Raw genomic sequence first — 25594 nt, 5'->3', positions numbered from 1 at the left:
TACCCTTTCCCTTCCAGATGCGACGACCGTTTGCGCTCTGAGCCGCAAACGGCATGCGATTGCGGATCTGCCACGCCCCCAGTTGTCGATGTTGCCGGGCGTTCGTTTGAGCTTTGCACTTGGGAATTGGGGGACTTCGATGTTCAATCGTCTGACCGTGTCCGCGCTGCTGAAGGCGGTGATCGCGATCACATCGGCCTGTGTGGTGATTGCGCTCTCGCTCACCGCCTACGAGTCCTGGGATCGCCTCAAGACCGCCCAACGCATCTCGCAGATCGCCGATGCGTCCGCCGATCTGTTCAAGGCGATGCACAATCTGCGCACCGACCGCTCGACCACCAATCGGTTGCTCAACGCGACCGAGCCGATGGACGCGGAGATCGAGAAATATCTCCGCGGGATCCGGGACGCCGAGATGCCCGCCATGGCCCATGCGCTGGAGCTGCTGCCGGCGATGGACTTCCCGCAATCGGGTACGATGGTGCCGGAGCTCGCGCGCCTCCACAAGCAGCTGACCGAGCAGCAGAAGCAGTTCTGGGAGGATGTCGCTAAACCGAAGGACCAGCGCCGCGCCGGCCTGTCGAAGGCCTATATGGAGACGACGCAGGGCCTGCTCGATACGCTCGACAAGCTCTCGAACGCCCTGGCTGCCACCGTCAATCACCAGGACGCCGCGATCGATCAATTGCTGTCGATCAAGCAGAACGCCTGGCTGCTCCGCAACACCGGCGGTGAAGCCTCGCTGGTCGTCTCGACCGGACTGAACGCCGGCCGCGTCACGCCCGAGGCCCGCCTCGCCTACACCCAATATGTCGGCGGAACAGCCGCGATGTGGAAGGCGCTGGAATTGTCCACCTCGGGCATGCAACTGCCGTCGGCCTTGTCATCCGCCATGGCGGCGGCCAAGACCGGATATTTCGATCCGCAGTATCTGGCCCTGCGCGACCGCCTGGTGGCCGCGCTCGCCGCGGGCGAAAAGGCCGAGATGACCGCGAACCAGTGGACCCCCGTGACGGTCGGCCGCCTGTCCAGCGCCGTTGCCGTCGCCGAGACCGCGCTTGACGCGGCTAAGGACCACACGCTGGAGCAGCGCTCCGCAGCGCAACGCGCGCTGATCATGCAGCTTGGACTGCTCGCGCTCGCCATCGGCCTCGCCGCAGCGGCGATCATGCTGGTCAGCCGCCGCGTCATCACCCCGCTCAACACCATCCGCGACGCCATGCTGAAGGTCGCCGGGGGCGACCTTGCCGTCGACAGCGGCTATCTCGACCGCCAGGACGAGATCGGCGCGCTTGCCGGCGCGCTGGAAACCTTCAAGCAGCAGGCCACCGACAAGCTCAAAATCGAACAGCAGGAGAGCGAGCGCAATGCGGGCGCTGCCGCACGCCAGCGCGCCGTCGAGGCCTATGTCGGCGAGTTCGAGGGCGCGGTGCGCAAGACGCTGGGCGAATTGAGCGAGGCCTCCGGGGAGATGCGCAAGACCTCGGGTGACCTCTCCGCCGTGTCGCGCCAGACCAACGACCGCGTGCAGGTCGCCGGCAAGGCCTCCAACGACGCCTCGATGAGCGTCGACAGCGTGGCCGCGGCCGCCGAGGAGCTTTCAGCCTCGATCAACGACATCAGCCAGCAGGCCTCCCACGCCGCCGGCATCGCCAGCCGGGCCGTCAATCAGGCGCGCGAAACCGACAGCACCGTGCAGGGGCTGGCGCAGTCGGCGGGACGCATCGGCGAGGTCGTCGGCCTGATCAACACCATCGCGGCGCAGACCAATCTGCTGGCGCTCAACGCCACGATCGAGGCGGCGCGCGCCGGCGAGGCCGGCCGCGGCTTTGCCGTGGTCGCCTCCGAGGTGAAGTCGCTGGCGAGCCAGACCGCCAAGGCGACCGAGGAAATCTCCGAGCAGATCGCCGACATCCAGAAGGTCGCGGGCGATGCCATCAACGCGATCCAGGCGATCGGCGGCATCATCGGCGAAGTGAACGAAGTGGCGACCGCGATTGCCGCCGCCGTGCAGGAGCAGGGCGCGGCGACCCAGGAGATCACCCGCAGCACGCAATATGCGGCCCAGGGCACCAAGAACGTCTCGGACAATATTACCGGCGTCAAAGCCGATGCGGACGCTGCCGCTGCAGCCGCCGACAATGTGAAGCAGGCGTCCGAGATGCTGGAGACGCAGAGCCGCCAGCTCGGTCAGGAGGTCAGCGACTTCCTCGGCAAGATCCGCGCGGCTTAGGGCACGACGGCGCCGCACGCTCACTGTCGTCCCTGCGAACGCAGGAACGACAGCTCGATGTGGCGAGACAGCGCCGCGCCAAATTGAAATCTTGCCGCTACTCCTTCGCCACCACGGGCACCTGGCGGAATTTGGCGCGCACTGACTCCGGCAGCGGCGAGAAATTCATCGCGACGCCGCGGCGATCGCCGGCGTTGCGACTGGCGACAACGAGACCGTCAGTGCCGGCAACGATATCGCCCTTGCGCAGCGTGGGATCGTCCTCGACCTTGACCTGCGCGAGCCCGACAGGGTCCTTGCCGTTACAGGTGCAGCCCGCGACGATCTCGTTGCGATAGCGGTACGCGTTGGGCAAGTCGGAATAGGATTTGCCTTTGTCAGTCGTGGCGTCGTCGATGTTGCCGCCATAAACCAGCGAGGTCTCCGACGACGGACAGAAGCTCTTGCACGATTGCGCCTTGCTCTCCGCGTCGTTGCCTTGCGCCGGGAAGTAGCGGCCATCGCAGCCGCGGACGCAATAGGCGGTGCCGCCGCCATAGGAGGCGCGCTGGCGCGGCCCTTCATAGCGGGGCATGTCGTCGTTCGGGAACGGCGTTCGGATCTCCGGCGGTGGCCGCATCCGAAAGCCGCCGAACAGCGCCGAGAAGAAGTCTTCCGCATGCGCCGACGGCGCCAGTGCCAGACCGGAGGTGGCGACGGCGAGCAGTGCCGCTGTGCCAACGGCCAGTTTGCGGATTGATCGTTTACTCATGTGACCTCACGGAACTCTAGTTCACGGCCGACGACGCCGAGATATTAAGCGCCTGCCGACCCGAGGGGAGCGTTGTCACGGCCGGACGCTTGCGCACGGGATCGCCGCCCTTGGCCATCAGCGGAGCGTTCTTCGGCAACACCACGACCTTCGCACCGACATTGACGCGACCGAACAGGTCGGTGACATCCTCGTTGGTCATGCGGATGCAGCCGGAGGAGACGAACTTGCCGATCGTGGAGGGATCGTTGGTGCCGTGGATGCGATATTCACTTGAGCCGAGATACATCGCACGCGCGCCGAGCGGGTTGCCGGGGCCGCCGGCGACGAAGCGCGGCAGATACGGCTGACGCGCGATCATCTCTGCCGGCGGATGCCAATCCGGCCACTCCGCCTTGCGGCTGACGCTCTGCACGCCGGACCAGGTGAAACCTTCGCGGCCGACGCCGACGCCATAGCGGATCGCACGGCCGTTGCCGAGCACGTAGTAAAGATAGGTGTTGTTGGTATCGATCACGATGGTGCCGGCCGGCTCGCTGCGATCAAAGCCGACGATCTGCTTGCGCAGGCGATCAGGCAGCTGGGCATCCTCGTCGGTTGCCTGCGGCGTTTCGTTCACGGAGCCCTGCGCGTAGCCCTGGTCCTGCGGGTACGCTTGCGGCTGCATCGGCGAATAGCCGAAGGTCTGCGCGCTCGCGGCGCCGAGGGGGACCACGAGCAGAGTGGTTGCGAAGGCGAACGCGGTGACCGCGCGCGGCGAGAAGCTGCGACGGACTGCAGAGAACTTTGTCATGTGCTGCCCCGTTGAATGCGTGCATCAGGGTGATGCGCTTCCCGTAGAACGCCGCGGGGGCGACCCGAGTTCCGGCGCAACGCGCGGCAGGCTTGTCACAGTCAAGCGAGCACATCTTCACGAAGCCGCGATGGAACCAGCTTAAGCCTCGCGCATTACCCGTTACCAATGGGCGCGCGGTGCGAGGCTTCCGTGCGGGAGAGAGATTGTGCGCGTCCTTCCGAGTGAACGTCCGATTACCGGTAACAGCGAAGGCGCTCCGCTTCCCGACAGCCATGTCGAACTGCCGCCGGTCATCCGCCGCACCGAATTCGTCGCCTTTGCGCTCGCAGGCCTGCTGCTGATTGCCGTCGTGACCGTGCTCTACGTCGGAAGGGCATTCTTCCTGCCTGTGGTGATGGCCTTTGTCGTCGGCACCATGCTGTCGCCTGCGGCCGGCTTTCTGGAGCGGTACAAGGTCCCGCGCGCAGTCGGTGCCGTTCTAATCGTGCTCGCAGGTACCACGGTGGTCGCCTTCGTCGTGGCGTTGATCGCCTCCCCGGTGATGGAGTGGAGCACGCGCCTGCCGGAGCTCGGCGCGCAACTGAAAGACAAGCTGCACGTATTCGACCGGCCGCTGTCGCTGTGGCGGGAGACGCAAGCCATGATCGGGGGGTCGGAAGGCCTACCGAGCTTCCAGATGCCGAAAGTCGAGTGGGTGCAGCCGACGCTGGAATTCCTGTCACCGACCTTCACCGAATTCCTGCTGTTCTTCGTCACCTTGATCCTGTTCGTCGCCAGCTGGCGCGATCTGAGGCGCGCCATGATCATGAACTTCGGCGATCGTGACGCGCGGCTTCGCACGCTCCGGATTCTCAACGAGATCGAGGAGCACCTCGGCAATTATCTCCTGACCGTCACCCTCATCAACGTCGGCGTCGGCATCGGCACCGGCCTCATTTGCGCGCTCACCGGCATGCCCAATCCAGCCGGGCTCGGCGCGCTCGCGGCGACGCTCAACTTCATCCCGATCATCGGGCCGGTTGCGATGTTCGCGGTGCTGGTTCTGGTAGGGCTGGTTGCCTTTCCGACCATCAGCGGCGGCCTGATGGCGGCACTCGCCTTCGGCGGTCTTACCTTCCTGGAAGGGCACTTCATCACCCCCACCATCATCGGCAGGCGGCTGGCGCTGAATGCACTTGCAGTCCTGCTTGCGCTGGCATTCTGGACCTGGATGTGGGGCCCGATGGGCGCGTTCCTGTCGTCGCCGCTCCTGATCGTCGCGCTGATCCTCAAGGAGCATCTCATGCCGGTGGATGCACCGCAGCTTCCGCAGGGCTGACCGGTTTCCACGAACGGAACTTCCCCGGTGACGAAACGTTTTCCGGCTATCTCAGCCGCCAACAGTTCGGAGCTCCCGATGTCCACGCCCAATGCCGAAGCCGGGATGAGAGATTGGACCGACAAAGCCACCAGAGAACGCCTCGAGAAGGATGTAGCAGCCGTGAAAAGCGATATCGCCGCCCTCACCGACCAGATTACCGACGCGCTCAACACCTTTGCCAATTCCACCAGCAAGCAGGCTCGCCGCGGTTACCGCCAGGCGCGCGATAACATGGACACCGCCATGGACGACATGTCGGAGCGCGGCAGCGCAATGATGGACGCCGCCCAGGAGGCCTACGGATCGATCGAGGAGACGCTCGAAGACGCGATCACCCAGCGGCCGCTCGCGACCGTCGGGCTCGCGCTCGGCATCGGCTTCCTGATCGGGGCCGCCTGGCGGCGGTAGGAAGCGTAAAGGAACATGAGAACGGCGGCGCTACCGCGCCGCCGATGCTGGCTTGTGGACGAATAGGCTTGTGGGGATTTGAGGAGCAAGGCCATGTTTCAGCGCATTATCGACGGGATCAGCGCATCCACGGGTACGACTGTGCGGCTGACCTCCCTGGCCGCAGGCGCGGCTTTTGCGCTGTTCATCACCACCTGCTTCCTGTGTGCGGCGGCATTCATTTCCGTGCTCAACAAATATGGTCCGGTGCAGGCCTGCCTCGCGGGCGCCGGTGTCTTTTTTCTGCTGACCCTGGCCGCCGCAGTGAGCTACTGGGCTTACAAGCGAGAGCTGCGTAAGCAAGCCCAGATCGCGGCCGAGCGTGCCGCGAAATCGGCGTCGCAGAGCATGCTCGCGGACCCCATGCTGCTCGCGACCGGGCTCCAGATCGTTCGGGCCATCGGGGTCAAGCGGCTGTTGCCGATCCTGGCGATCGGTGGCGTCGCACTGGGCATCATGGCGAGCCGCGCCGGCGTGTCCGACGAGGTATCGGCCGAACCGGCTGAGTAAGGACCGGACCACGTTAAGAAAATTTCGCCGCAAGACGGACGGCGGGTACGCGGCGGCATTTATAGGCCGGTTTTGCGCAATTTTAAGCGGATGATCGTCACCTCACGCAAACGCTACTCGGATGGGCAGGCGGTTGCCGGTAAAAGCGTCATCCTGATTCCCAAAGCTATTTTACTCAATGAACCCGTCCGTCAAGGCGAACCTCGCCGCATTCCACCACGACGCCAGGCTGTATTTGACGCTCGGTATCGCCAATTGGTCGGTTTTCGTCGACCACATCCCCAATAACGTCGTCAACCTGCTGACGCTGCGCAACTTCGGCTTCAGCGGCGCTGCCGATCTGTTCGTGTTCGTGGTGGGTTATGGCGTCGCCATCATCCACGGCCGGATTGCGCTGGAGCGCGGCCATCTCGTCGCCGCAACGCGCATTTTCCGGCGCGTCTGGCGGCTCTATGCCGCCTATGTCGTGCTGTTCGTGATCTACATCGACACCATCGCCTATGTCGCCTCGCAGTCGATGGCTCCGGAAATCATCCACGAATACAACATTTCGGGGATTCTCGAGCACCCGCTGCGCATCCTGGTCCGCGGCCTCGTGCTGCAGGAGGAGCCGCTCAATCTCGATCTGCTGCAGTTGATGATCCCGCTGATGGCGTTTTTTCCATTCGCATTGTGGGGCCTGTTGCGGCGGCCGAACCTGACGCTGGCGGCGTCGATCGCGCTCTACCTTGCCGCACGCTGGTTCGACTGGAATTTCCGGGTCTATCCGGACCAGGAATGGACCTTCAATCCGCTGTGCTGGCAGATGCTGATGGTGCTCGGCGGCTGGTTCGCCGTGACAGGCGCGCCGGGGCGCGCGCTCCGCGACATGCCCTGGCTGCGGATACTCGCCGGGGCCTATCTCATATTCGCGATGGCCGTCACCTTGCTGCGGCATTCGCCGCAATTGTCCGGCTATTTGCCGGACGTTCTCCTCGACAGCATCGCGCCGACCGACAAGGAAAACCTCGCGCCCTATCGCGTGGTTCACTTCCTCGCACTCGCTTTGCTGGCGACTCACCTCATTCCCGCCGATCACCCCGGACTGCGGCTGAAGCCGCTCCAGGCGGTCATCCGATGCGGCGAGGAATGGCTTGCCGTGTTCTGCGTCGGAGTGTTCCTGTCTTTCGCCGGCCATCTCATCTTGATCACCAGCGCCAATCTGGTCGTGATGCAGATCGTGGTGAGCCTCGCCGGATTCGTGGCGATGACCGCGGTGGCCTATTACGTCGCCTGGTCGAAATGGCAGGATCTGCCCGCGGCCGTGCGGCAGCAGGCCTGAAGCGCGATTCCGCTAGGTTGACCGCCGCCGCTGCGCTATCCCGGTAAAGGAGCGGGTTGCGCGGGGAGACCGGACGTGGTGACGGCGAATGGCGGGGATGACGGGGCCGACAGCGCCCCCCGGCGCGGCCGGCCGCGATCGATCGAGACCAGCAACGCCATTCTCGAAAGCGCCTATGTGCTGATGGCGTCCACCGGCCTTGCCGCCACCACCATCGACGCAGTCGCCCGCCACTCCGGCGTCTCCAAGATGACGATCTACAAATGGTGGCCGTCCCGCGAGGCGCTTCTGATCGACGCCTTCCTTCAACACGCCGCGCAGATGCTGCCACTTCCCCCGGTGAGCTCCGGCAGTCCCGCGGCGCGCGCGCGCCGTCACGCCGCGGCCTATGCCGAGGCGCTCCAGGGCGAGTTCGGCAAGGTGCAGCTCGCCGTCATCTCCGAATGCATTTCCAGGACCGGCTCTGCCGAGCTGTTCTATGCCCGCTATCTGCAGTTCCGCCGCGACGCGCTGGTGGAGATGATTGCGGCAGGCCAGCAGGACGGCAGCATCCTGGCCGCAGGGCCGGCCGAGGATCTCTACGACGCGATCTACGGCGGCCTGTTCTACCGCTACGTCTTCGGCATCGCGCCGATCACGCCGGCCTATGCGCGCAATCTGGTCGATCTGATCTTGCGGCCGAAAGCCTAGCCGCGCGCAGGCCGAACCGGAGCCGAGATCTTGTCCGTGCGATCGCGTTCGGTCATGTCGACCACCGTCTCCATGGGAGCGGTCAGCTCATAGACGTAGGAGGCCTCGGTGAAATAGCGCTTGGCGGTGCCGCCGAGCGCCTCGGGGGCGACACGGTCGAGCAGGATCAGGCCGAAATCGGAATCGGGGCGGCGCGTCGCCTCGCTGGTGTTGAACTCCTCCCAGCGAAAATTGAAGATCTCTTCGGTCCCCTCACCCGTCACCGTCCAATTAGCCGTGATGTGCGGATGCTTGCCAACCAGCGACAGGCCCTCGTCCGAATGCGAGGCGAGTTCGAAGAACAGCAGCGAGAGGCTCTGCGCCGCGCGTGCGCTCACCGCAATATCCGGACCGGTGACGGCGATGCGGTCGGCATGCGGGATGGCTCGCGCCTCGAACAGGCCCTTCAACTTGACGCCCTGCCATTGGCTCTCGCTGAGCAGCGAGACCACGTTGGACATGGCATGGATGCGCCCGATCAGGAGCTCGCGGGCGACATCGATGTCCGAGCCGTGGCGCAAGGTGCGCGTCACGATCGACTGGATCACCGCTAGGATATTCTTGACCCGATGGTTGAGCTCGTCGATGACCGCGGTCAGCCGGCGCTCGAAGCCGATCCGGACCTGGATTTCCCGGCTGAGCCGCAGATTGTTGTAGGCGACATAGCCAAACAGACCGCACACCATCGCAGTGATCGCAAAGCCGATCGCCGCCACGATGATCGCAGTCTGCTCGGCACGACGCACCGAGTTGGTCTTCGCGTAATAACCGAGTTGCCAATCACGGCCACCGAAGCTCACCGTGCGCGTCGCCGATGGCGCCGCTCCGTCCGCCGCCACGTTGCGCGTCGAGACCACGCCCTGGTCGTTGGCGATCAGCTCGCCGCCCTCCTTGCGCGGATCCCTGAGCGCGACGGAGAACAACGACATGTCGTCATTGGTCAGCATCAGCGACGCCAGTTCGTAGGAGAACGTGACGAACCCAGCCGGCTCGGTCGCCCCCTCGGGAATGACGGGCGCAGCCACGATGACGCCGACCGGCCCGTTTGCGCGCAGCAGCGGAACCGGGTCCGAAGCCACTGACCTCTTCTCAATCCGCGCACGCGTCAGCATGGCGCTGCGAACCTGGTCCTGATCGTAACTGCGGCCCGGCAGAGCCTTGGTCTCGTCGCTGCGCGGCTCGAGATCCAGCAGCACGTCGATCGGCTGGGTAATCTCGGCCGGATTGATCGGCTTGTCGTCATAGTTGCGGATCGTCGGATTCGGGAAGCCGGCGCCCCCAATCGCGGTCTGCGCCGCCGTCAACTCGTTCGGCTTCAACCGGGCGATCCAGCCGGCCACCACGAAATCCGTCTTGAAGGCGTAGATGGCCGAGCGCAGCGGCTCCAGCATGTTCGGCTTGATCACGGACGGCGTGCGGAACAGGCCTGAGGCGACACGCGCAAGCAATTCGCGCTCGGTGAGCCGGTCCTGAACCAGGCTGGCATGCACGTCGATCGCACGCGCGAGCGCGATCCGGTCCAGCGCCAGCTCCTGGTCGTGGACGCGATAGGCCGCAAGCCCGGAGAGCAAGGCTCCGAGCAGAGCAATGAAACCGATGATGAAACCCAGCCGGACCACGCGACTACTCAGGCGAAAGCAGGAGGTCGGCAATAAACAAGGAGCATATGAACGCCGCTCGAACGGCCATGTGCCGAAACAGAGTGAACCCTGGTGGCAGAGATAATGGAGGAGGAGACATCGGCACGCAACGTAGGTCGCCTGAAAAGCTTAATCCGCCCGGCCGATGGTCTGGCCAGGATGGATCGCCCGGGCACCGGAGGTAATCAATCGCCGTGTCCGAAATTTGTTCCGCCATTGCGGCCCGGCCCCTAGGGTTAACGGCGAAAAACGCGTGCGCCAAGTCGTCGCGCCGTCAGCCCGCCCGTTTCAGGCCGCCTTTGGCCTCAATGAAGCCGATGATCCGGTCGAGCCCTTCGCTCTTCTTCAGGTTGGTCATGACGAAGGGACGCTCGCCGCGCATGCGCCTGGCGTCCGTGTCCATCTTCTCCAGGGAGGCGCCGACATGGGGAGCGAGGTCGATCTTGTTGATGACCAGGAGATCGGACCGGGTGATGCCGGGGCCGCCCTTGGACGGGATCTTGTCGCCGGCAGCGACGTCGATCACGTAGATGGTGAGGTCGGCCAATTCAGGGGAAAAAGTGGCAGCGAGATTGTCGCCGCCGGATTCGATCAGCACGAGATCGAGCCCGGGAAACTTGGCGCGCATGTCCGCGACCGCAGCCAGATTCATCGAGGCATCCTCGCGGATCGCGGTGTGCGGACAGCCACCGGTCTCGACGCCGGCAATGCGGTCCGGCGTCAGCGAGCCCGACCGCACCAGGAACTCCGCATCCCATTTGGTGTAGATGTCGTTGGTGATGGCGGCGATGTCATAGCGTTCGCGCATGGCCTTGCAGAGCAGGTCCATCAGCTGGGTCTTGCCCGATCCGACCGGACCGCCGACGCCGACACGCAAGGGGCCGTGAGATTTCGACATGTCGTTCGCTTTCTCCCGATGGGTTGAAGGCGCGGCGCCCTCACGAGCGGAACAGCCGCGTATATTGGGTCTCGTGCCGCAGGCTGGCGAGATCGGCGCGGAAGGTCGCGCCGCCGAGATCGTCCAATGTCGCATTCAGCGCACGATTGGCGGTCGCGGCCACGGCGGCTTCCAGCCTCACCAGCACGCGCTGGCTGTCGGTCTGACCGAGTGGAACGAGGCGGCTGGCCGCAGAAATCCAGTTCGAGACCAGCGCATGCAGGAAGGCGTGCAGCGTCGATCCCAGCGGCACGCCGTGCACGGCTGCGACCACACCGACCGCGACCGGATAGACCGGCGGCGTGTGGCACGCCGCAACCATGGCATCCAGCCCGTCGGCATCCCACGCCGCGCGCGCGATATCGATGAAGGCGCGGCCTTGCGAGCTCGTCTCCAGCTGCCGCTCGCGCGAAGGCACGAAGGCCGCGGCAAGCTCGGCGATCTCGTTCAACGAGACCTTCTCGCCCGCCTCTGCGGCGCGATAGGCGTGGACCAGAAACGTCGCATCGCAAAAGCCGGAGCCGTCACTGAGCATCGCGTCGAGCCAGTCGGCCAGCGTTGCAACATCGACGATGTCCCCCGCCTCGACCGCCCATTCGATGCCGCTGGAATAGGAGAAGCCGCCGACCGGGAAGGCCGGCGACAGCCAGGTCATCAGCCGATACAGCGCCGCCGCCTCGCTTTCGTCGAGGCCGCCGGCGCCGACCCGCTCATTTGTGGTCATGAGCATGCTTGTGGCCGTGGTGATGGTCCGGATGGTCGCAATGCTCGTCATGGTGATGATCGTGACCGTGGTCATGCGCGGCATGACCATGCTGGTGATCATGTCCGTGGTGATCATGGTGATCGTGACCATGATCATGATGATGGCCATGATCGTGATGCGCATGGTCGTCATGTCCATGCGCGTGGCCGGCATCGGCATAGGCGCCGCCTTCGGGATCGAACGGCGCCTCGATCTCGATCACGCGAGCGCCGAGGCCCTTCACCATGGCCTCGATGACGTGATCGCGGCGGATGCGCAAGGCCTTCGCCATGATCTGGGTCGGCAGATGACGGTTGCCGAGATGCCAGCCGACACGGATGAGGTGATGCGGATCGCGGCCGCGGATTTCCAGCAGCGGCTCGGGCGCCGCGACCACTTCGACCAGGCGACCGTCCTCGAGCACCAGCGCATCGCCGCCGCGGAGTGCTGTGGCGTGCTCAAGGTCGAGCAGGAATTCGAGCCCCCGCGTGCCCGTCATCGCCATGCGGCGGCGGTGCCGATCGTCGAAATCGAGCACAACCGTGTCCGCCGGCGTTTCCGTGAAGCGGTGCTGTCCCTTGACCTGCGTCGCCCGGATCATGCTTTTACCCCGTTACCGTGTCTCGACCTTCTCGGGCGTGATCACTTCGATCTTCGGCGGCGCCGTGAAGCACTTCACCGCGACGCGGCCGAACGTCTTCATATGCTCCATGGCACGATGCGGCACCAGCGCCTCGGCGTTCTCCCACTGCTCGACGAACACCATCTTGGCAGGGTCGGTGACGCTCTCGTGCAGATCATAGGCGATATTGCCGGGCTCTTTCCGGGTCTCCTTGATGCAGGCGGTGGCGGCCGCAATGAATTCGGCGCGCGTTTCGGGCTTGATGGTCAGGGTGGCGACGACATAGATCACGAGAAATCCTCCCGGCTTTTCTTCTGAGGTTCAATACCGGGCGGGACATTAGACCAGGCGGGATCGAACGCAAAATCGCAAGAAGCCGTCCCCGGATACAAGCCGGGGACATGCGTTGAGGCGCTATTTCAGTACATGAAATATCGCTGGGCCATCGGCAGCACCTCGGCGGGTGCACAGGTGAGCAGCTCGCCGTCGGCGCGCACCTCATAGGTCTCCGGATCGACCTCGATATTAGGCGTGGCGTCGTTGTGGATCATGCTCTTTTTCGAGATCTTGCCGCGGGTGTTCTGCACCGCATAGAGCTTCTTCTCGATGCCGAGCTTTCGCGCGAGACCACCGGTGATCGCGGCTTTCGAGGTGAACACCACAGAGGACGCCGTCCGCGCCTTGCCGAAGGCACCGAACATCGGCTGGTAGTGCACCGGCTGCGGCGTCGGGATCGAGGCGTTGGGATCGCCCATGGGGGCTGCGACGATCGTGCCGCCCTTGACGATGCAGTCCGGCTTGACGCCGAAGAAGGCCGGCGACCACAGCACGAGATCGGCCATCTTGCCCTTCTCGACCGAGCCGATCAGCTTCGACACACCATGGGCGATCGCGGGATTGATGGTGTATTTCGCGATGTAGCGCTTGACGCGAAAATTGTCGTTGTCCTTGCCCTTGTCCTGCGGCAATGACCCGCGCTGCTTCTTCATCTTGTCGGCGGTCTGCCAGGTCCGGATGATGACCTCGCCGAGCCGGCCCATCGCCTGGGAGTCCGACGACATCATCGAGAGCGCGCCGAGATCGTGCAGGATGTCCTCCGCGGCGATGGTTTCCTTGCGGATGCGGCTTTCGGCGAAGGCGAGGTCTTCCGCAATCGAGGGATCGAGATGGTGGCACACCATCAGCATGTCCAGATGCTCGTCGATGGTGTTGCGGGTGAAGGGTCGCGTAGGGTTGGTCGAGGACGGCAGCACGTTCTTCAAGCCGGCGACCTTGATGATGTCAGGGGCGTGGCCACCGCCGGCGCCCTCGGTGTGGAAGGCGTGGATGGTGCGCCCCTTGAATGCCTTGATCGTGTCCTCGACGAAGCCGGATTCGTTCAGCGTGTCGGTGTGGATCATGACCTGGATATCGTGCGCGTCGGCGACCGACAGGCAGTTGTCGATCGCGGCCGGCGTCGTGCCCCAGTCCTCGTGCAGCTTCAGCGCGCAGGCGCCGGCCTTGATCATCTCGACCAGGGCTGCGGGCCGCGAGGCGTTGCCCTTGCCGGAAATGCCGAGATTGACCGGGAAGGCGTCGAACGACTGGATCATCCGCCCTATGTGCCACGGCCCCGGCGTGCAGGTGGTGGCGAAGGTGCCGTGCGAGGGGCCGGTGCCGCCGCCCAGCATCGAGGTGACGCCGCTCATCAACGCGTGCTCGATCTGCTGCGGGCAGATGAAATGGATGTGGCTGTCGAAGCCGCCGGCCGTGAGGATCTTGCCCTCGCCCGCGATCACGTCGGTGCCGGGACCGATGATGATGGTGACACCGGGCTGGATGTCGGGATTGCCGGCCTTGCCGATCGCGGAGATCATGCCGTCCTTGATGGCGACGTCGGCCTTCACAATGCCCCAGTGATCGACGATCAGCGCATTGGTGATCACGGTATCGGCCGCGCCCTGCTTGTTGGTGACCTGCGACTGACCCATGCCGTCGCGGATCACTTTGCCGCCGCCGAACTTCACCTCCTCGCCATAAGTGGTGAAATCCTTCTCGACCTCGATGATGAGGTCGGTGTCGGCCAGCCGCACCTTGTCGCCCGTAGTGGGGCCGAACATGTCGGCATAGACGGAACGCTTCATCTTTACGGACATCACAAGCCCCGTTTGCGGTTGAACGTTTGGTGGATCACAGCAAGGCCTTCGCTGCTTTCACGGCATCATCGAATTTCTCGTCGAGCCACGCATTACCGCCGCGGCAGCCCGCAACGACTTGCGTGGCCCATCCACTGTAGTCGGCGAGGTCGTCAAGCTCCTCGGTGGTCGGATCCGTATGAAGGCGTGCCCCTATATTGCTGATCTTGTCGGCGATCTTGATCAGCTTCGCGCCGGGCGATTTGTGCAGAGCGTCCTCGATCTGCTTCCGCCGCCGCTCGGCCTTCGGCAGATTCATGTCGTCCGTGCACTCAACGACCAGGGCGGCGACTCGCTCTGAGAACGTCTGCGCAAGCTCATCGCGCGTGGTGTCGGTGTCCTCGATCGTATCGTGCAGCCAGCCGGCCGCGACCAGCTCGGCATCGGCGCCGTCGGTCGCGGTCGCAAGCAGGTTCGCAACCTCGGCGAGATGATTGATATAGGGCTCGCTGCCGCGCCCCTTGCGCGCCATGCCGTTGTGGCGCTGCGCGGCGAGCTCGGCAGCTTCGGAGATGAGACGGACGGGGGAGAGCATGGCAAGTACCTCCATTCTCGCCTCAACCGTGCCGTGCCGCGCTCGTTCCTGCGACGCTCACAGCTTCCCCATCACATCGCCGCGGAAACCGTAGATCGTCTTCTTGCCTGCCATCGCCACCAACTGCACATCGCGGGTCTGGCCGGGTTCGAAACGCACCGCGGTGCCGGCGGCGATGTCGAGGCGCATGCCGCGGGACTTCTTGCGGTCGAATTTCAGCGCCGGGTTGGTCTCGAAGAAATGGTAGTGCGAGCCGACCTGGATGGGGCGGTCACCGGTGTTGGCCACCGTCAGCAACACAGTCTTGCGGCCCGCATTGAGCTCGATCTCGCCGTCCTGGATGAAGAGTTCGCCGGGGATCATGCTGCTCTCCTACCTGATCGGCTCGTGCACGGTGACGAGCTTGGTGCCGTCCGGAAACGTCGCCTCGACCTGGATGTCGTGGATCATCTCGGGGATTCCAGGCATCACCTGGTCGCGGGTCAAGACCTGCGCGCCGGATTGCATCAGTTCGGCGACGGTGCGGCCGTCGCGCGCGCCTTCGAGGATGAAATCGGAGATGATCGCGATGGCCTCGGGGTGGTTGAGCTTGACGCCGCGGTCCAGCCGGCGGCGGGCCACGATCGCGGCCATCGAGATCAAGAGCTTGTCCTTTTCGCGGGGAGACAGGTTCATGCGAAATCTCTTCCGTTCAACACTTCAATTCAGCCAGAGCCGCGGCAGCGCGACACCGGTGAGCGCCAGCACGGCCATCATGTCGGCACGCAAACGCGCCGCATCTTGGGCACAGAACCGCGCCATTGCAAAGCCATTCCAGGCCGAGATTCCGACCTCTCCGGAGAACGAGCCCGAGGCCTCGCGGATGCGCTCGACCAGAGCCTCGTCACCGGGGACGATCAGGGCCGTGCCGATCGCCGCCCCGCTCTTGGCAACTGCCGATCGCGCGAGCTTTGCGCCGATATTGCCGTCGAGCCTCACCGTCTCGGCGAAGACCAGCCGGCCACCGCGCCGCAGCCGCCAGCGGTCGACGAACTCGCCCTGCTCCATCCGCTCGCCCATGGCGGTGCGGCCGAACACGACGATCTCGCAAAGCAGGAGCGACGCCGCCTCGTCGAGCGCGATGTCGAAGCGGCGATGGACGCGGGCGCGATCAAACAGGATCGTCTCCTGCGGCAGCCAGGCGAGATGCGCACCCGCGGCGACCTTCAGCCCGATATTGAGCTCTGCCGCCTGCCCCGGCGCGCGATAGACCTTTTCTGCGGCCGCCGTCGTCAGCGTCAGCCGCGAGCTGGCTGCGGCCGTGATCTCGATGTCGAAGCGATCCCCACCCGCAACGCCACCGGCCGTGTTGACGAACACGCCGGATAGCCCCTCGTCTTCCGGCGAAGGGAAGCGGACGCGCAAGGAGCCGGATTCATGCAAGGTGCCGCGCCGGGTCACGCCATCGCGCGCGTGGACGTCGAAGCGCACCGCGCCACGGGCACGGTTGGCTTCGAACACCGAAGATGTCGTCAAAGCGTCGCTGCGCATCCCTCTCCCCGGCCGGCCGCGGCAGAAATCCTGGGACTACAGCGCCATCTGGCGGCTGATTTCGGCCGGGTCGAGATTGGAACGGTCGCAGGTGAACTTCACCGCGCCGCGATCCATCACCGCGAAACTGTCGCCGAGTTCGCAGGCAAAGTCGAGATATTGTTCGACCAGCACGATGGCGATGTTGCCGAGATTGCGCAGGTACGAGATGGCGCGGCCGATGTCCTTGATGATGGAGGGCTGGATGCCCTCGGTCGGCTCGTCGAGCAGCAGAAGCTTCGGCCGCATCACCAGTGCGCGGCCGATCGCGAGCTGCTGTTGCTGGCCGCCTGAGAGGTCGCCGCCGCGACGGCCGAGCATGGATTGCAGCACCGGAAACAGCGAGAACACGTCGTCCGGAATGTGCTTGTCCTCGCGCTTGAGCGGACCGAAACCGGTCTTGAGGTTTTCCTCGACCGTCAGCAGCGGGAAGATCTCGCGTCCCTGCGGCACGAAGCCGATGCCCTTGCGCGCCCGCTCATAGGGCTTCAGTCCGGTAATGTCGCTACCATCGAGCACGATCGCACCCGACGAGATCGGATATTGCCCGACCATGGCACGGAGCAGCGAGGTCTTGCCGACGCCGTTGCGCCCGAGCACGCAGGTGACCTTGCCCGGCTCGGCCGAGATGGAAACGCCGCGCAGCGCCTGCGCCGCGCCGTAGAACAGGTTGATGTCCTTGACCTCAAGCATCGCTCAGCGCCCCAGATAGACTTCGATGACCCGCTCGTTGGACGAGACCTGGTCGATGGTGCCTTCCGCGAGCACCGTGCCTTCGTGCAGGCAGGTGACCTTGACGCCGAGCTCGCGCACGAACGTCATGTCGTGCTCGACCACCATCACGGTGTGAGTCTTGTTGATCTCTTTCAGCAGCTCGGCGGTCAGATGCGTCTCGACGTCGGTCATGCCGGCGACGGGCTCGTCGACCAGCAGCAGCTTCGGATCCTGCGCCAGCAGCATGCCGATCTCGAGCCATTGCTTCTGGCCGTGGCTGAGGCTGCCGGCAAGGCGATTGCGGGCGTCGGTGAGGCGGATCGTCTCCAGCACCTTGTCGATGCGCTCGGACTCGGCCTTGCTGCCGCGCCAGAACAGCGTGCCGCGGACCGAATGATCGACGTTCAGCGCGAGCAGGAGGTTGTCCTGCACGGTCTGGCTCTCGAACACGGTCGGTTTCTGGAACTTGCGGCCGATGCCGAGCTCGGCGATGCGGGTCTCGTCCAGCCGCGTCAAATCGGTGACGCCGTCGAACAGAACCGTACCCTCGTCGGGCTTGGTCTTGCCGGTGATGATGTCCATCATGGTAGTCTTGCCGGCGCCATTCGGGCCGATGATGGCGCGCATCTCGCCGGGCTCAAGGGTCAACGACAAATTATTGATGGCGTGGAAGCCGTCGAACGAGACGTGCACGCCGTCCAGGTAAAGCATCGCGGAGGTCGCGCGGTTGTCCATGACGTTCATCGCGCTACTCCGCCATCTTGGGTTCGGTGACGCCGTCCTCGGCCGCAGCGCTCGCTGAGGCCGCGGCGATGCGCTTCTCCCTCGAGGAGTCCCACCAGGCGTTGAAGGTGCCGACGATGCCCTTGGGCAGCAGCAGCGTCACCAGAATGAACAGCGCACCCAGCATGAACAGCCAGTAAGGCGCGAGCATGCCGGAGGTGAAGAACGTCTTGGCGTAGTTGACGACGACGGCGCCGAGCGCCGCGCCGACCAGCGTGCCGCGGCCGCCGACCGCGACCCAGATCACCGCCTCGATCGAATTGCCCGGCGCGAATTCGGAGGGATTGATGATACCGACCTGGGGGACGTAGAGCGCACCGGCGACGCCGGCCATGCAGGCCGATACCGTGAACACGAACAGCTTGTAGGATTCGACGCGGTAGCCCAGGAAGCGCGTGCGCGATTCCGCATCACGCACCGCGATCAGCACCTTGCCGAGCTTCGACGAGACGATGGCGCGGCAGATCAGGAAACCGACGATCAGCGCCAGGCAGCTCAGCGCGAACAGCGCCGCGCGGGTGCCCTCCGCCTGCACGTTGAAGCCGAGGATGTCCTTGAAGTCGGTCAGGCCGTTGTTGCCGCCGAAGCCGAAATCGTTGCGGAAGAAGGCGAGCAGCAGCGCGTAGGTCATCGCCTGCGTGATGATCGAGAGATACACGCCGGTGACGCGGGAACGGAAGGCGAGCCAGCCGAAGCAGAAAGCGAGCAGGCCGGGCACGACCAGCACCATCAGCGCGGCGAACCAGAACATGTCGAAGCCGTACCAGTACCAGGGCAGCTTCGAATAGTTCAGGAACACCATGAAGTCGGGCAGAACAGGATTGCCGTAGACGCCGCGGGTGCCGATCTGCCGCATCAGGTACATGCCCATCGCGTAGCCGCCGAGCGCGAAGAAGGCGCCGTGGCCGAGCGAGAGAATGCCGCAATAGCCCCAGATCAGGTCGATCGCCAGCGCCAGGATGGCGTAGCAGACATACTTGCCCCAGAGCGCGACGAGATAGGTCGGCACTTGCAGGAACGAGCCCGCGGGCAGCAGCAGGTTGGAGAGCGGGATGAGGATGCCGCAGGCCACGACGACGGCAAGGAAGACCGTCGCGCTGCGGTCCAGCGATCGCGTCAGCATGTGAGGGGTCATGCTTCCACCGCACGGCCCTTGAGCGCGAACAGGCCGCGCGGCCGCTTTTGAATGAACAGGATGATCAGAACCAGGATGGCGATCTTGCCGAGCACGGCGCCGGCGACCGGCTCCAGGAATTTGTTGGCGATGCCGAGCGTGAAGGCGCCGACCAGCGTGCCCCAGAGATTGCCGACCCCACCGAACACCACGACCATGAAACTGTCGATGATGTAGCTCTGGCCGAGATTGGGGCTGACATTGTCGATCTGCGACAGCGCCACGCCGGCAATGCCCGCGATACCCGAGCCGAGGCCGAAGGTCAGCGCGTCGACACGCGAGGTGGCGATGCCCATCGAGGCCGCCATGCGACGGTTCTGCGTCACTGCGCGCATCTCGAGGCCCAGTGCGGTGTAGCGCAGCATTGCGAGCAGGATCGCGAACACGGCCAGCGTGAACACGAGGATCCAGAGCCGGTTATAGGTGATGGTGATCTGGCCGAGCTCGAACGCGCCGCTCATCCAGGAGGGATTGCCGACCTCGCGGTTGGTCGGGCCGAACATGGTGCGCACCGCCTGCTGCAGCACCAGCGAGAGACCCCAGGTGGCCAGCAGCGTCTCCAGCGGACGGCCGTAGAGGAAGCGGATGATGCTGCGCTCGATCAGGACGCCAATGGCGCCGGCGACGAGGAAGGCGAGCGGCACGGCGATCAAGAGCGAATAGTCGAACAGGCCGGGATAGCGGGTACGGATCACCTCCTGCACCACGAAGGTGGTGTAGGCCCCGATCATCACCATCTCGCCATGGGCCATGTTGATGACGCCCATCACGCCGAAGGTGATGGCGAGCCCGATCGCGGCGAGCAGCAGCACCGAGCCGAGCGAGAGGCCGTACCAGGCATTCTGCACGCCCGACCAGACGGCGAGCGAGGACTGGATCGAGCCGATCGCGCTCGCGGCGGCCTTGGTCACCGAGGCCGGCTGGTCGCCCATGCCGGTGAGCAGCGCCAGCGCTTCCTGATCGCCGCGCGCCTTGAGCGTGGCAACCGCCTCGAGCTTCTCGACCTCGGAGGCATCCGTCTTGAACAGCAGGATGGCCGCGCGAGCCTCGCCGAGCGCAGCCTTGACCGATTTGTTGGTTTCCTTGGCGAGCGCGCCGTCGACGGCCTCGAGCGCCGTCTCCTCATGCGACTTGAAGACGGACTGCGCGGCCTGCAGGCGCGTCCCGACATCCGGCGATTGCAGCGTCAAGCCGCCGAGCGCAGCATCGACGCTGCGGCGCAGGCGGTTATTGAGGCGCACGGCGCTCGCGCTGTCGGGAACGCTGGCGACCGCCTCGCCGGTCGCGGCATCGATCGACTTGCCGTCGGTGCCGGTGACATAAACCTTCTTGCTGTCAGGATCGGCCATAAGGCGGCCGTCCTGGAGCGCGCTGATGATGGGAAAAGCCAGCTTGTTGCCGCTCCCGGCAACCACGCCGATCGCCTCTTCCGTGTCGGAGAAATCGTCATTGGCGAATTTGGCGACCCCGTCCTCGAACGGACCGGCGAAGGCCGGCAGCGCGAACGCGATCAGCAACAACGAGAGCGCAAGCGAGCAGAGGCGCGCGGACAAATAGGCTGGCACTGTGAATGACCCCGGCAGAAATGGGTGGAGAAGGCGGCGGGATCGCCGCCCTCTCCGATCGTGCAATGGCGTGTCAGATCCGGATCAGGAGCCGGAACCGAGGCACTTGTTGGTCTTGGTGTTGAAGTTGCCGCACTTCTTGCCGACCCAGTCGCCGATCAGGTCCTTGGAGCCGTCGAGCTCCTTCGACCAGGCATCGCCCGCGACGAGGCCCGGGGTCTTCCAGACCACGTCGAACTGGCCGTTGCCCTTGATCTCGCCGATGAACACCGGCTTGGTGATGTGGTGGTTCGGCAGCATCTTCGACACGCCGCCGGTCAGGTTCTTGGCTTCGATGCCCGGGAGAGCGTCGATCACCTTGTCGGGATCGGTCGACTTCACCTTCTCGACCGCCTTGACCCACATGTCGAAGCCGATCACGTGCGCTTCCATCGGATCGTTTGTCACGCGCTTCGGATTCTTGGTGTAGGCCTGCCACGCCTTGATGAACTTCTCGTTCTCCGGCGACTTGATGGACTGGAAGTAGTTCCAGGCAGCGAGATGGCCGACCAGCGGCTTGGTGTCGATGCCGGCGAGCTCTTCCTCACCGACCGAGAACGCGACGACCGGGATGTCCTTCGCCTTGATACCCTGGTTGCCGAGCTCCTTGTAGAAGGGAACGTTGGCGTCGCCGTTGATGGTCGAGACCACCGCAGTCTTCTTGCCGGCCGAGCCGAACTTCTTGATGTCGGCCACGATCGTCTGCCAATCGGAGTGACCGAACGGCGTGTAGTTGATCATGATGTCTTCCTGGGCGACACCCTTGGACTTCAGGTAGGCTTCCAGGATCTTGTTGGTGGTGCGCGGATAGACGTAGTCGGTGCCCGCGAGCACCCAGCGCTTCACCTTCTCTTCCTTCATCAAATAGTCGACGGCGGGGATCGCCTGCTGGTTCGGTGCCGCGCCCGTGTAGAACACGTTGCGCTCGCTCTCCTCACCCTCGTACTGCACGGGGTAGAACAGGATGCTGTTCAGCTCCTTGAACACCGGGAGCACCGACTTGCGCGACACCGAGGTCCAGCAGCCGAACACGACCGAGACCTTGTCCTTGGTGATCAGCTCGCGCGCCTTTTCGGCGAACAGCGGCCAGTTCGAGGCGGGATCGACGACGACGGCCTCGAGCTTCTTGCCGTTCACGCCGCCCTTCTTGTTCTGCTCGTCGATCAGGAAGAGGATGGTGTCCTTCAGCGTGGTTTCGCTGATGGCCATGGTGCCGGAAAGAGAGTGCAGCACACCGACCTTGATGGTGTCGTCGGCGGCCTTCGCGCCGGTCAATGGAGCCAGTCCGAGCATCAGTCCGGCGGTCGCGGCGAGAACGCCACGGCGGCTAAATGACGCCGCTATATCGTGAATGGATTTGCTAAGCATGAGTGTCTCATCTCCCTGACGCAGACGTGAAAACGCTGCGAAACGGCCCCACGGCCGCCTGCGATTAACGGATTCGCAAGAACCGTGCCATGGACTGGGCACCCATCAACCAATTGGTTTCGCTAAACAAATCGCCCGAAATCAAAGTTTCGCCATTAAGAAGCAGCTCAAAACTTGAGCAATTCAAATGTATGCCAAAGCGGCAGGCGGTCTATTTTTTGAGCAAAATGCTAGCTCTGGCTAAATTTCCGGCATAACTATTTCTGCACCGCAACCGCCGTTTCGGGCACGCTTGCCTTGAAAGCGCCCGCTGAATGTTCCATATGAACAGCCGAGACCTCTTGCGAATCAAGGGGTCGTTGCGAGCCGCGTGTTCTTAAGCCCCCTACGGGCCTCTGGCTTGCCCCATCTCCCAAGCCATCCGACACCCTAAACACGCAGGTGTCTTCTCGACACCCTTTTGCGCGCGCCGCGCTGAATGCGCCGGGCGTTGCGCTTTTGACATGGAAAGAACCCATCTTTTGACTTCGTTTCAGGATTTCGGCCTCGCCGAACCGATCGCGCGTGCTCTCGCCGAAGAGAACTACGTCACTCCCACCCCCATCCAGGCCCAGACTGTTCCGATCGCGCTGACCGGGCGCGACGTCGTCGGCATTGCCCAGACCGGAACCGGCAAGACCGCGTCCTTCGCGCTGCCGATCCTGCACCGCCTGCTCGAGAACCGCATCAAGCCGCAGCCTAAGACCTGCCGCGTCCTGGTGCTGTCGCCCACCCGCGAGCTGTCCGGCCAGATCCTCGATAGCTTCAACGCCTATGGCCGCCACCTCCGCCTAGCCTCGACGCTCGCCATCGGCGGCGTGCCGATGGGCCGCCAGGTCCGTGCCCTGATGCAGGGCGTCGACGTGCTGGTCGCCACCCCCGGCCGCCTGCTCGACCTCGTGCAAAGCAACGGATTGAAACTTTCGAGCGTCGAATTCCTCGTGCTCGACGAAGCCGACCGCATGCTTGACATGGGCTTCATCAACGACATCCGCAAAATCGTCGCGAAACTCCCGATCAAGCGGCAGACGCTGTTCTTCTCGGCCACCATGCCGAAGGACATCGCCGAGCTCGCCGACGCCATGCTGCGTGACCCCGCCCGCGTCGCGGTGACCCCGGTCTCCTCGACCGCCGAGCGGATCAACCAGCGCATCGTCCAGGTCGACTTCTCCGCCAAGCCCGCCTTCCTGACCAAGCTGCTGAAAGACGAGCCGGTCAACCGCGCACTGGTCTTCACCCGCACCAAGCACGGTGCCGACAAGGTGGTGAAGTCGCTCGAGAAGGCCGGCATTCCCGCCAGCGCCATCCACGGCAACAAGTCGCAGAACCATCGCGAGCGCACGCTCGCCCAGTTCCGCTCGGGCGAGATCCGCACCCTGGTCGCCACCGACATTGCCGCCCGTGGCATCGATGTCGACGGCATCAGCCACGTCATCAATTTCGACCTGCCCAACGTGCCGGAAACCTATGTTCACCGTATCGGCCGCACGGCGCGCGCCGGCGCCGAGGGCACCGCGATCTCGCTGGTGGCCGGCGGCGAGGAACTCAGCTACCTCCGCGACATCGAGCGGCTGATCAAGGTGGCGCTGCCCCGCGAAGACCTCCGTACCGATGCCGGCCGCCGGGACGCCGGTCCTCCCCCGTCCCAGCAACGGCAGGGCCGGCCGGGTGGCCGCCCGGGCCAGCGTCCGCAAGCCGCCCGGCACGGCGACGGACGGCGTGGCGACGAACGGCATGCCGACGGACGCCATCATAGCGCCGGCAGGCCCAGCGACGGACGGCCCGGCGAAGGACGTTATGGCGAGGGCAGACCTGTTGATGGCAGGCCCGCAGAGGGCCACAAGGCCTCCAAAGGGTCTCGCCGCCGCCGCGGTTCGGGTGGTAAGATGAATTCCTCACCAGCCGATCGGTCGGAACAGCGTCCCGCGCATAGCGCCGGCAAGCCTGATGGAATACAAGGCGTTGCCTTTTTGCGTCGCGAGAGTCGCCCCAACGGCCGACCGAACCGCAATCCTCATTCGAACTAACAGTCCACGACTGGAGACCCCCACATGGCTAAGGAAGAGCTGATCCAGTTCGAAGGACTGGTCACCGAAATCCTCCCCGACGCCCGCTACCGCGTGCAGCTCGACGCCGGACACGAGATCGTCGCCTACACGGCCGGCAAGATGAAGAAGAACCGCATCAAGACGCTGGCGGGCGACCGCGTGACGGTGGAGATGTCGCCCTATGACCTGGAGAAGGGCCGGTTGATTTTCCGCCACAAGGACGAACGTCCCAGCGGGGTGGGTGGACCGCCTCGTCCCGGACAGCGCGGCGGTCAGTTCCGTCGCCGCTAGCCTATGGTTGGCGCGCAAGCGCGGAAATAAAATGCCGATCCTTATTTTGATCCGCCGTGCACCCACGGCGGATCAAAAAATCGTGCGCGCCCCGATTGTTTTGAGTCCCCAATTCCGATAAAAGGAATTTATCGATTTTCGGCCGGACGACATTAGCATCCACCGGTACAGCCGGTTCAGACACGCTGACGACCCTTCCAAAAATTCGATCTAACCGGCCCGCGCGAGCGGGCTCCAACATTGTGTTATCTGAGAAGGGACTACCCCCGTGAGCATGGGAACCGTGAAGTGGTTTAACGCGACCAAAGGCTTCGGCTTCATTCAGCCCGACGATGGCGGCCAGGACGTGTTCGTCCACATCAGCGCCGTGGAACGTGCCGGCCTCGGCACGCTGCGTGAAGGTCAGAAGATCTCCTACGAGATCGTGGCCGACCGTCGTTCCGGCAAGTCGGCGGCAGACAATCTCCGCGACGCAGGCTGAACCCGCCGGGCCTCGCCCGATCGGCTCGCAAGAAAACAAGAAGGCCGTGCGCACCGCACGGCCTTTTCATTTTCATTCTACGCCGTGCTCGAGGACATCAGCACGAGGACGGTACGCCGTTGTAGGGAACGCAAGTGACCTGGCGCGGCCGCGTGTAGGACAGATCGCTCAGCGGCAGGCTCGACTTCAACACGTAGCCCACCGACGGCGTGTAAGTGTAGCTCGCCTCGCTGAGGATGAGGTAGGTCGACGGAATGAGCAGCGTCGATGGAATTTCGTTGGTCACCTTGTCGCCGGCCTTCCGAGCCGAGGTCGCCAGCGTCGCTTGCGTCGCGCCACTCGCGATGGTTCCGGCCTTGCTCCACTGGACCGTGGCAATGCTGTTCGCATCGATATAGATCTGGGAAATCGCGCCTTTCACGAGCGTTGCGTCGTAAGGCATGATGATCGAGATGCTGGCCGTGAACGTGTTCTGCATGTCGGAATCGGCAAGCGTCGTCGACTGCGACGTCAGATCGGACAGGGTCCGTGCAATCAACGTGACCTTTCGATCGATCGCCACCGCCGACGAGAACTCGACGGTGCCGAAGAACATCACCAGCATCAGCGGGACGATGACCGCGAATTCGGTCGCCGCGAGCGCGCGCTTGTCGGCGACGAAGTCACGCAATGAGCAGCGGGCATTTCCCAAGAAATTCGCAATCGCCTGCATTGGTCCGCCCA

At 64.3% G+C, this 25594-nt stretch carries 27 protein-coding genes; 9 read left to right on the top strand and 18 right to left on the bottom strand.

Annotation, left to right across the window (positions count from 1 at the left end):
- Positions 1-139 precede the first annotated feature (139 nt).
- On the top strand, positions 140-2233 hold the full coding sequence (locus RPS27_RS06345) for a methyl-accepting chemotaxis protein (protein ID WP_212067883.1): 2094 nt from the start codon (positions 140-142) through the stop codon (positions 2231-2233).
- 97 nt (positions 2234-2330) lie between these two features.
- Here the strand turns inward: RPS27_RS06345 and RPS27_RS06340 are convergent, their stop codons facing one another.
- A complete protein-coding gene (locus RPS27_RS06340) occupies positions 2331-2984 on the bottom strand; it encodes a DUF2865 domain-containing protein (protein ID WP_212067882.1) in 654 nt (217 codons plus the stop codon).
- Positions 2985-3000: 16 nt separating this feature from the next.
- Positions 3001-3777 (bottom strand): L,D-transpeptidase, encoded by a 777-nt coding sequence (locus RPS27_RS06335; protein WP_211415880.1) that lies wholly within the window; start codon positions 3775-3777, stop codon positions 3001-3003.
- Positions 3778-3985: 208 nt separating this feature from the next.
- Here RPS27_RS06335 and RPS27_RS06330 point away from each other — a divergent pair, with 208 nt between their 5' ends.
- From RPS27_RS06330 to RPS27_RS06310, 5 genes are all read left to right on the top strand, one after another.
- Positions 3986-5098 (top strand): AI-2E family transporter, encoded by a 1113-nt coding sequence (locus tag RPS27_RS06330; RefSeq protein WP_212067881.1) that lies wholly within the window; start codon positions 3986-3988, stop codon positions 5096-5098.
- Positions 5099-5176: 78 nt separating this feature from the next.
- Complete coding sequence (locus RPS27_RS06325; RefSeq protein WP_194404447.1) at positions 5177-5548, top strand: YqjD family protein; 372 nt, start codon at positions 5177-5179, stop codon at positions 5546-5548.
- Positions 5549-5641: 93 nt separating this feature from the next.
- Complete coding sequence (locus tag RPS27_RS06320; RefSeq protein WP_194404448.1) at positions 5642-6097, top strand: hypothetical protein; 456 nt, start codon at positions 5642-5644, stop codon at positions 6095-6097.
- Between the two features lie 178 nt (positions 6098-6275).
- A complete protein-coding gene (locus tag RPS27_RS06315; RefSeq protein ID WP_212067880.1) occupies positions 6276-7418 on the top strand; it encodes an OpgC domain-containing protein in 1143 nt (380 codons plus the stop codon).
- 75 nt (positions 7419-7493) lie between these two features.
- On the top strand, positions 7494-8108 hold the full coding sequence (locus RPS27_RS06310) for a TetR/AcrR family transcriptional regulator (protein ID WP_194404450.1): 615 nt from the start codon (positions 7494-7496) through the stop codon (positions 8106-8108).
- On the opposite strand, the gene RPS27_RS06305 is transcribed toward RPS27_RS06310, so the two are convergent.
- The 15 genes from RPS27_RS06305 to urtA all read right to left on the bottom strand — a co-directional run bounded on the left by RPS27_RS06305 (position 8105) and on the right by urtA (position 22012).
- Positions 8105-9766, bottom strand: coding sequence for an HWE histidine kinase domain-containing protein (locus RPS27_RS06305; RefSeq protein ID WP_259217662.1), 1662 nt, complete (start codon positions 9764-9766; stop codon positions 8105-8107). The genes RPS27_RS06310 and RPS27_RS06305 overlap by 4 nt on opposite strands.
- Before the next feature lie 295 nt (positions 9767-10061).
- A complete protein-coding gene (gene ureG, locus RPS27_RS06300; RefSeq protein WP_194404452.1) occupies positions 10062-10685 on the bottom strand; it encodes an urease accessory protein UreG in 624 nt (207 codons plus the stop codon).
- Between the two features lie 40 nt (positions 10686-10725).
- The gene (locus RPS27_RS06295) at positions 10726-11454 is read right to left on the bottom strand and encodes an urease accessory protein UreF (protein ID WP_212067920.1); all 729 of its coding nucleotides are present in this window, start codon (positions 11452-11454) and stop codon (positions 10726-10728) included.
- Complete coding sequence (gene ureE, locus RPS27_RS06290; protein ID WP_211415875.1) at positions 11435-12070, bottom strand: urease accessory protein UreE; 636 nt, start codon at positions 12068-12070, stop codon at positions 11435-11437. Before ureE ends, RPS27_RS06295 begins: the two co-directional genes overlap by 20 nt.
- Before the next feature lie 12 nt (positions 12071-12082).
- Positions 12083-12382 (bottom strand): putative quinol monooxygenase, encoded by a 300-nt coding sequence (locus RPS27_RS06285; RefSeq protein ID WP_007599815.1) that lies wholly within the window; start codon positions 12380-12382, stop codon positions 12083-12085.
- Positions 12383-12510: 128 nt separating this feature from the next.
- Complete coding sequence (ureC, locus tag RPS27_RS06280) at positions 12511-14226, bottom strand: urease subunit alpha (protein WP_212067878.1); 1716 nt, start codon at positions 14224-14226, stop codon at positions 12511-12513.
- Positions 14227-14260: 34 nt separating this feature from the next.
- Entirely contained in the window at positions 14261-14800 is a 540-nt protein-coding gene (locus RPS27_RS06275) for an HD domain-containing protein (protein ID WP_212067877.1), read from the bottom strand.
- Between the two features lie 57 nt (positions 14801-14857).
- Positions 14858-15163 (bottom strand): urease subunit beta, encoded by a 306-nt coding sequence (locus RPS27_RS06270; protein ID WP_212067876.1) that lies wholly within the window; start codon positions 15161-15163, stop codon positions 14858-14860.
- A gap of 9 nt (positions 15164-15172) precedes the next feature.
- Entirely contained in the window at positions 15173-15475 is a 303-nt protein-coding gene (locus tag RPS27_RS06265) for an urease subunit gamma (protein WP_007605424.1), read from the bottom strand.
- A gap of 24 nt (positions 15476-15499) precedes the next feature.
- On the bottom strand, positions 15500-16330 hold the full coding sequence (locus RPS27_RS06260; protein ID WP_212067875.1) for an urease accessory protein UreD: 831 nt from the start codon (positions 16328-16330) through the stop codon (positions 15500-15502).
- A 36-nt stretch (positions 16331-16366) separates the two neighbouring features.
- Positions 16367-17062: an urea ABC transporter ATP-binding subunit UrtE gene (urtE, locus tag RPS27_RS06255; RefSeq protein WP_128927974.1), complete on the bottom strand. Its 696-nt coding sequence runs from the start codon at positions 17060-17062 to the stop codon at positions 16367-16369.
- Positions 17063-17065: 3 nt separating this feature from the next.
- Positions 17066-17827, bottom strand: coding sequence for an urea ABC transporter ATP-binding protein UrtD (gene urtD / locus RPS27_RS06250; protein WP_194404457.1), 762 nt, complete (start codon positions 17825-17827; stop codon positions 17066-17068).
- Positions 17828-17831: 4 nt separating this feature from the next.
- Positions 17832-19001 (bottom strand): urea ABC transporter permease subunit UrtC, encoded by a 1170-nt coding sequence (gene urtC / locus RPS27_RS06245; RefSeq protein WP_212067874.1) that lies wholly within the window; start codon positions 18999-19001, stop codon positions 17832-17834.
- A complete protein-coding gene (gene urtB / locus RPS27_RS06240) occupies positions 18998-20605 on the bottom strand; it encodes an urea ABC transporter permease subunit UrtB (protein WP_212067873.1) in 1608 nt (535 codons plus the stop codon). Before urtB ends, urtC begins: the two co-directional genes overlap by 4 nt.
- An 84-nt stretch (positions 20606-20689) precedes the next feature.
- Positions 20690-22012 (bottom strand): urea ABC transporter substrate-binding protein, encoded by a 1323-nt coding sequence (urtA, locus tag RPS27_RS06235; protein ID WP_194404460.1) that lies wholly within the window; start codon positions 22010-22012, stop codon positions 20690-20692.
- Between the two features lie 503 nt (positions 22013-22515).
- Between urtA and RPS27_RS06230 the strand changes: the two genes are divergently transcribed.
- The 3 genes from RPS27_RS06230 (at position 22516) to RPS27_RS06220 (ending at position 24871) form a co-directional block, all read left to right on the top strand.
- On the top strand, positions 22516-24078 hold the full coding sequence (locus RPS27_RS06230; protein WP_212067872.1) for a DEAD/DEAH box helicase: 1563 nt from the start codon (positions 22516-22518) through the stop codon (positions 24076-24078).
- Between the two features lie 24 nt (positions 24079-24102).
- Complete coding sequence (gene infA, locus RPS27_RS06225; protein ID WP_008131890.1) at positions 24103-24390, top strand: translation initiation factor IF-1; 288 nt, start codon at positions 24103-24105, stop codon at positions 24388-24390.
- Between the two features lie 268 nt (positions 24391-24658).
- On the top strand, positions 24659-24871 hold the full coding sequence (locus RPS27_RS06220; protein ID WP_194404462.1) for a cold-shock protein: 213 nt from the start codon (positions 24659-24661) through the stop codon (positions 24869-24871).
- Positions 24872-24968: 97 nt separating this feature from the next.
- On the opposite strand, the gene RPS27_RS06215 is transcribed toward RPS27_RS06220, so the two are convergent.
- Positions 24969-25583 carry a TadE/TadG family type IV pilus assembly protein gene (locus tag RPS27_RS06215; protein ID WP_211415866.1) on the bottom strand — a complete coding sequence of 205 codons (615 nt, stop codon included), beginning with the start codon at positions 25581-25583 and terminating at the stop codon, positions 24969-24971.
- Positions 25584-25594: the final 11 nt, after the last annotated feature.

This window comes from Bradyrhizobium sp. WYCCWR 12699 (assembly GCF_032144035.1).
GTDB lineage: Bacteria > Pseudomonadota > Alphaproteobacteria > Rhizobiales > Xanthobacteraceae > Bradyrhizobium.
This window is presented reverse-complemented; position numbering and strand designations above follow the sequence as displayed.

Bases quoted from the DNA above. Each gene is read 5' to 3' on its own strand.
- RPS27_RS06345 (WP_212067883.1), top strand. From the start codon at position 140: ATGTTCAATCGTCTGACCGTGTCCGCGCTGCTGAAGGCGGTGATCGCG.
- RPS27_RS06340 (WP_212067882.1), bottom strand. From the start codon at position 2,984: ATGAGTAAACGATCAATCCGCAAACTGGCCGTTGGCACAGCGGCACTG.
- RPS27_RS06335 (WP_211415880.1), bottom strand. From the start codon at position 3,777: ATGACAAAGTTCTCTGCAGTCCGTCGCAGCTTCTCGCCGCGCGCGGTC.
- RPS27_RS06325 (WP_194404447.1), top strand. From the start codon at position 5,177: ATGTCCACGCCCAATGCCGAAGCCGGGATGAGAGATTGGACCGACAAA.
- RPS27_RS06320 (WP_194404448.1), top strand. From the start codon at position 5,642: ATGTTTCAGCGCATTATCGACGGGATCAGCGCATCCACGGGTACGACT.
- RPS27_RS06315 (WP_212067880.1), top strand. From the start codon at position 6,276: ATGAACCCGTCCGTCAAGGCGAACCTCGCCGCATTCCACCACGACGCC.
- ureG (WP_194404452.1), bottom strand. From the start codon at position 10,685: ATGTCGAAATCTCACGGCCCCTTGCGTGTCGGCGTCGGCGGTCCGGTC.
- RPS27_RS06295 (WP_212067920.1), bottom strand. From the start codon at position 11,454: ATGCTCATGACCACAAATGAGCGGGTCGGCGCCGGCGGCCTCGACGAA.
- ureE (WP_211415875.1), bottom strand. From the start codon at position 12,070: ATGATCCGGGCGACGCAGGTCAAGGGACAGCACCGCTTCACGGAAACG.
- ureC (WP_212067878.1), bottom strand. From the start codon at position 14,226: ATGTCCGTAAAGATGAAGCGTTCCGTCTATGCCGACATGTTCGGCCCC.
- RPS27_RS06275 (WP_212067877.1), bottom strand. From the start codon at position 14,800: ATGCTCTCCCCCGTCCGTCTCATCTCCGAAGCTGCCGAGCTCGCCGCG.
- RPS27_RS06270 (WP_212067876.1), bottom strand. From the start codon at position 15,163: ATGATCCCCGGCGAACTCTTCATCCAGGACGGCGAGATCGAGCTCAAT.
- RPS27_RS06265 (WP_007605424.1), bottom strand. From the start codon at position 15,475: ATGAACCTGTCTCCCCGCGAAAAGGACAAGCTCTTGATCTCGATGGCC.
- RPS27_RS06260 (WP_212067875.1), bottom strand. From the start codon at position 16,330: ATGCGCAGCGACGCTTTGACGACATCTTCGGTGTTCGAAGCCAACCGT.
- urtE (WP_128927974.1), bottom strand. From the start codon at position 17,062: ATGCTTGAGGTCAAGGACATCAACCTGTTCTACGGCGCGGCGCAGGCG.
- urtD (WP_194404457.1), bottom strand. From the start codon at position 17,827: ATGAACGTCATGGACAACCGCGCGACCTCCGCGATGCTTTACCTGGAC.
- urtC (WP_212067874.1), bottom strand. From the start codon at position 19,001: ATGACCCCTCACATGCTGACGCGATCGCTGGACCGCAGCGCGACGGTC.
- urtA (WP_194404460.1), bottom strand. From the start codon at position 22,012: ATGCTTAGCAAATCCATTCACGATATAGCGGCGTCATTTAGCCGCCGT.
- RPS27_RS06230 (WP_212067872.1), top strand. From the start codon at position 22,516: ATGGAAAGAACCCATCTTTTGACTTCGTTTCAGGATTTCGGCCTCGCC.
- infA (WP_008131890.1), top strand. From the start codon at position 24,103: ATGGCTAAGGAAGAGCTGATCCAGTTCGAAGGACTGGTCACCGAAATC.
- RPS27_RS06215 (WP_211415866.1), bottom strand. From the start codon at position 25,583: ATGCAGGCGATTGCGAATTTCTTGGGAAATGCCCGCTGCTCATTGCGT.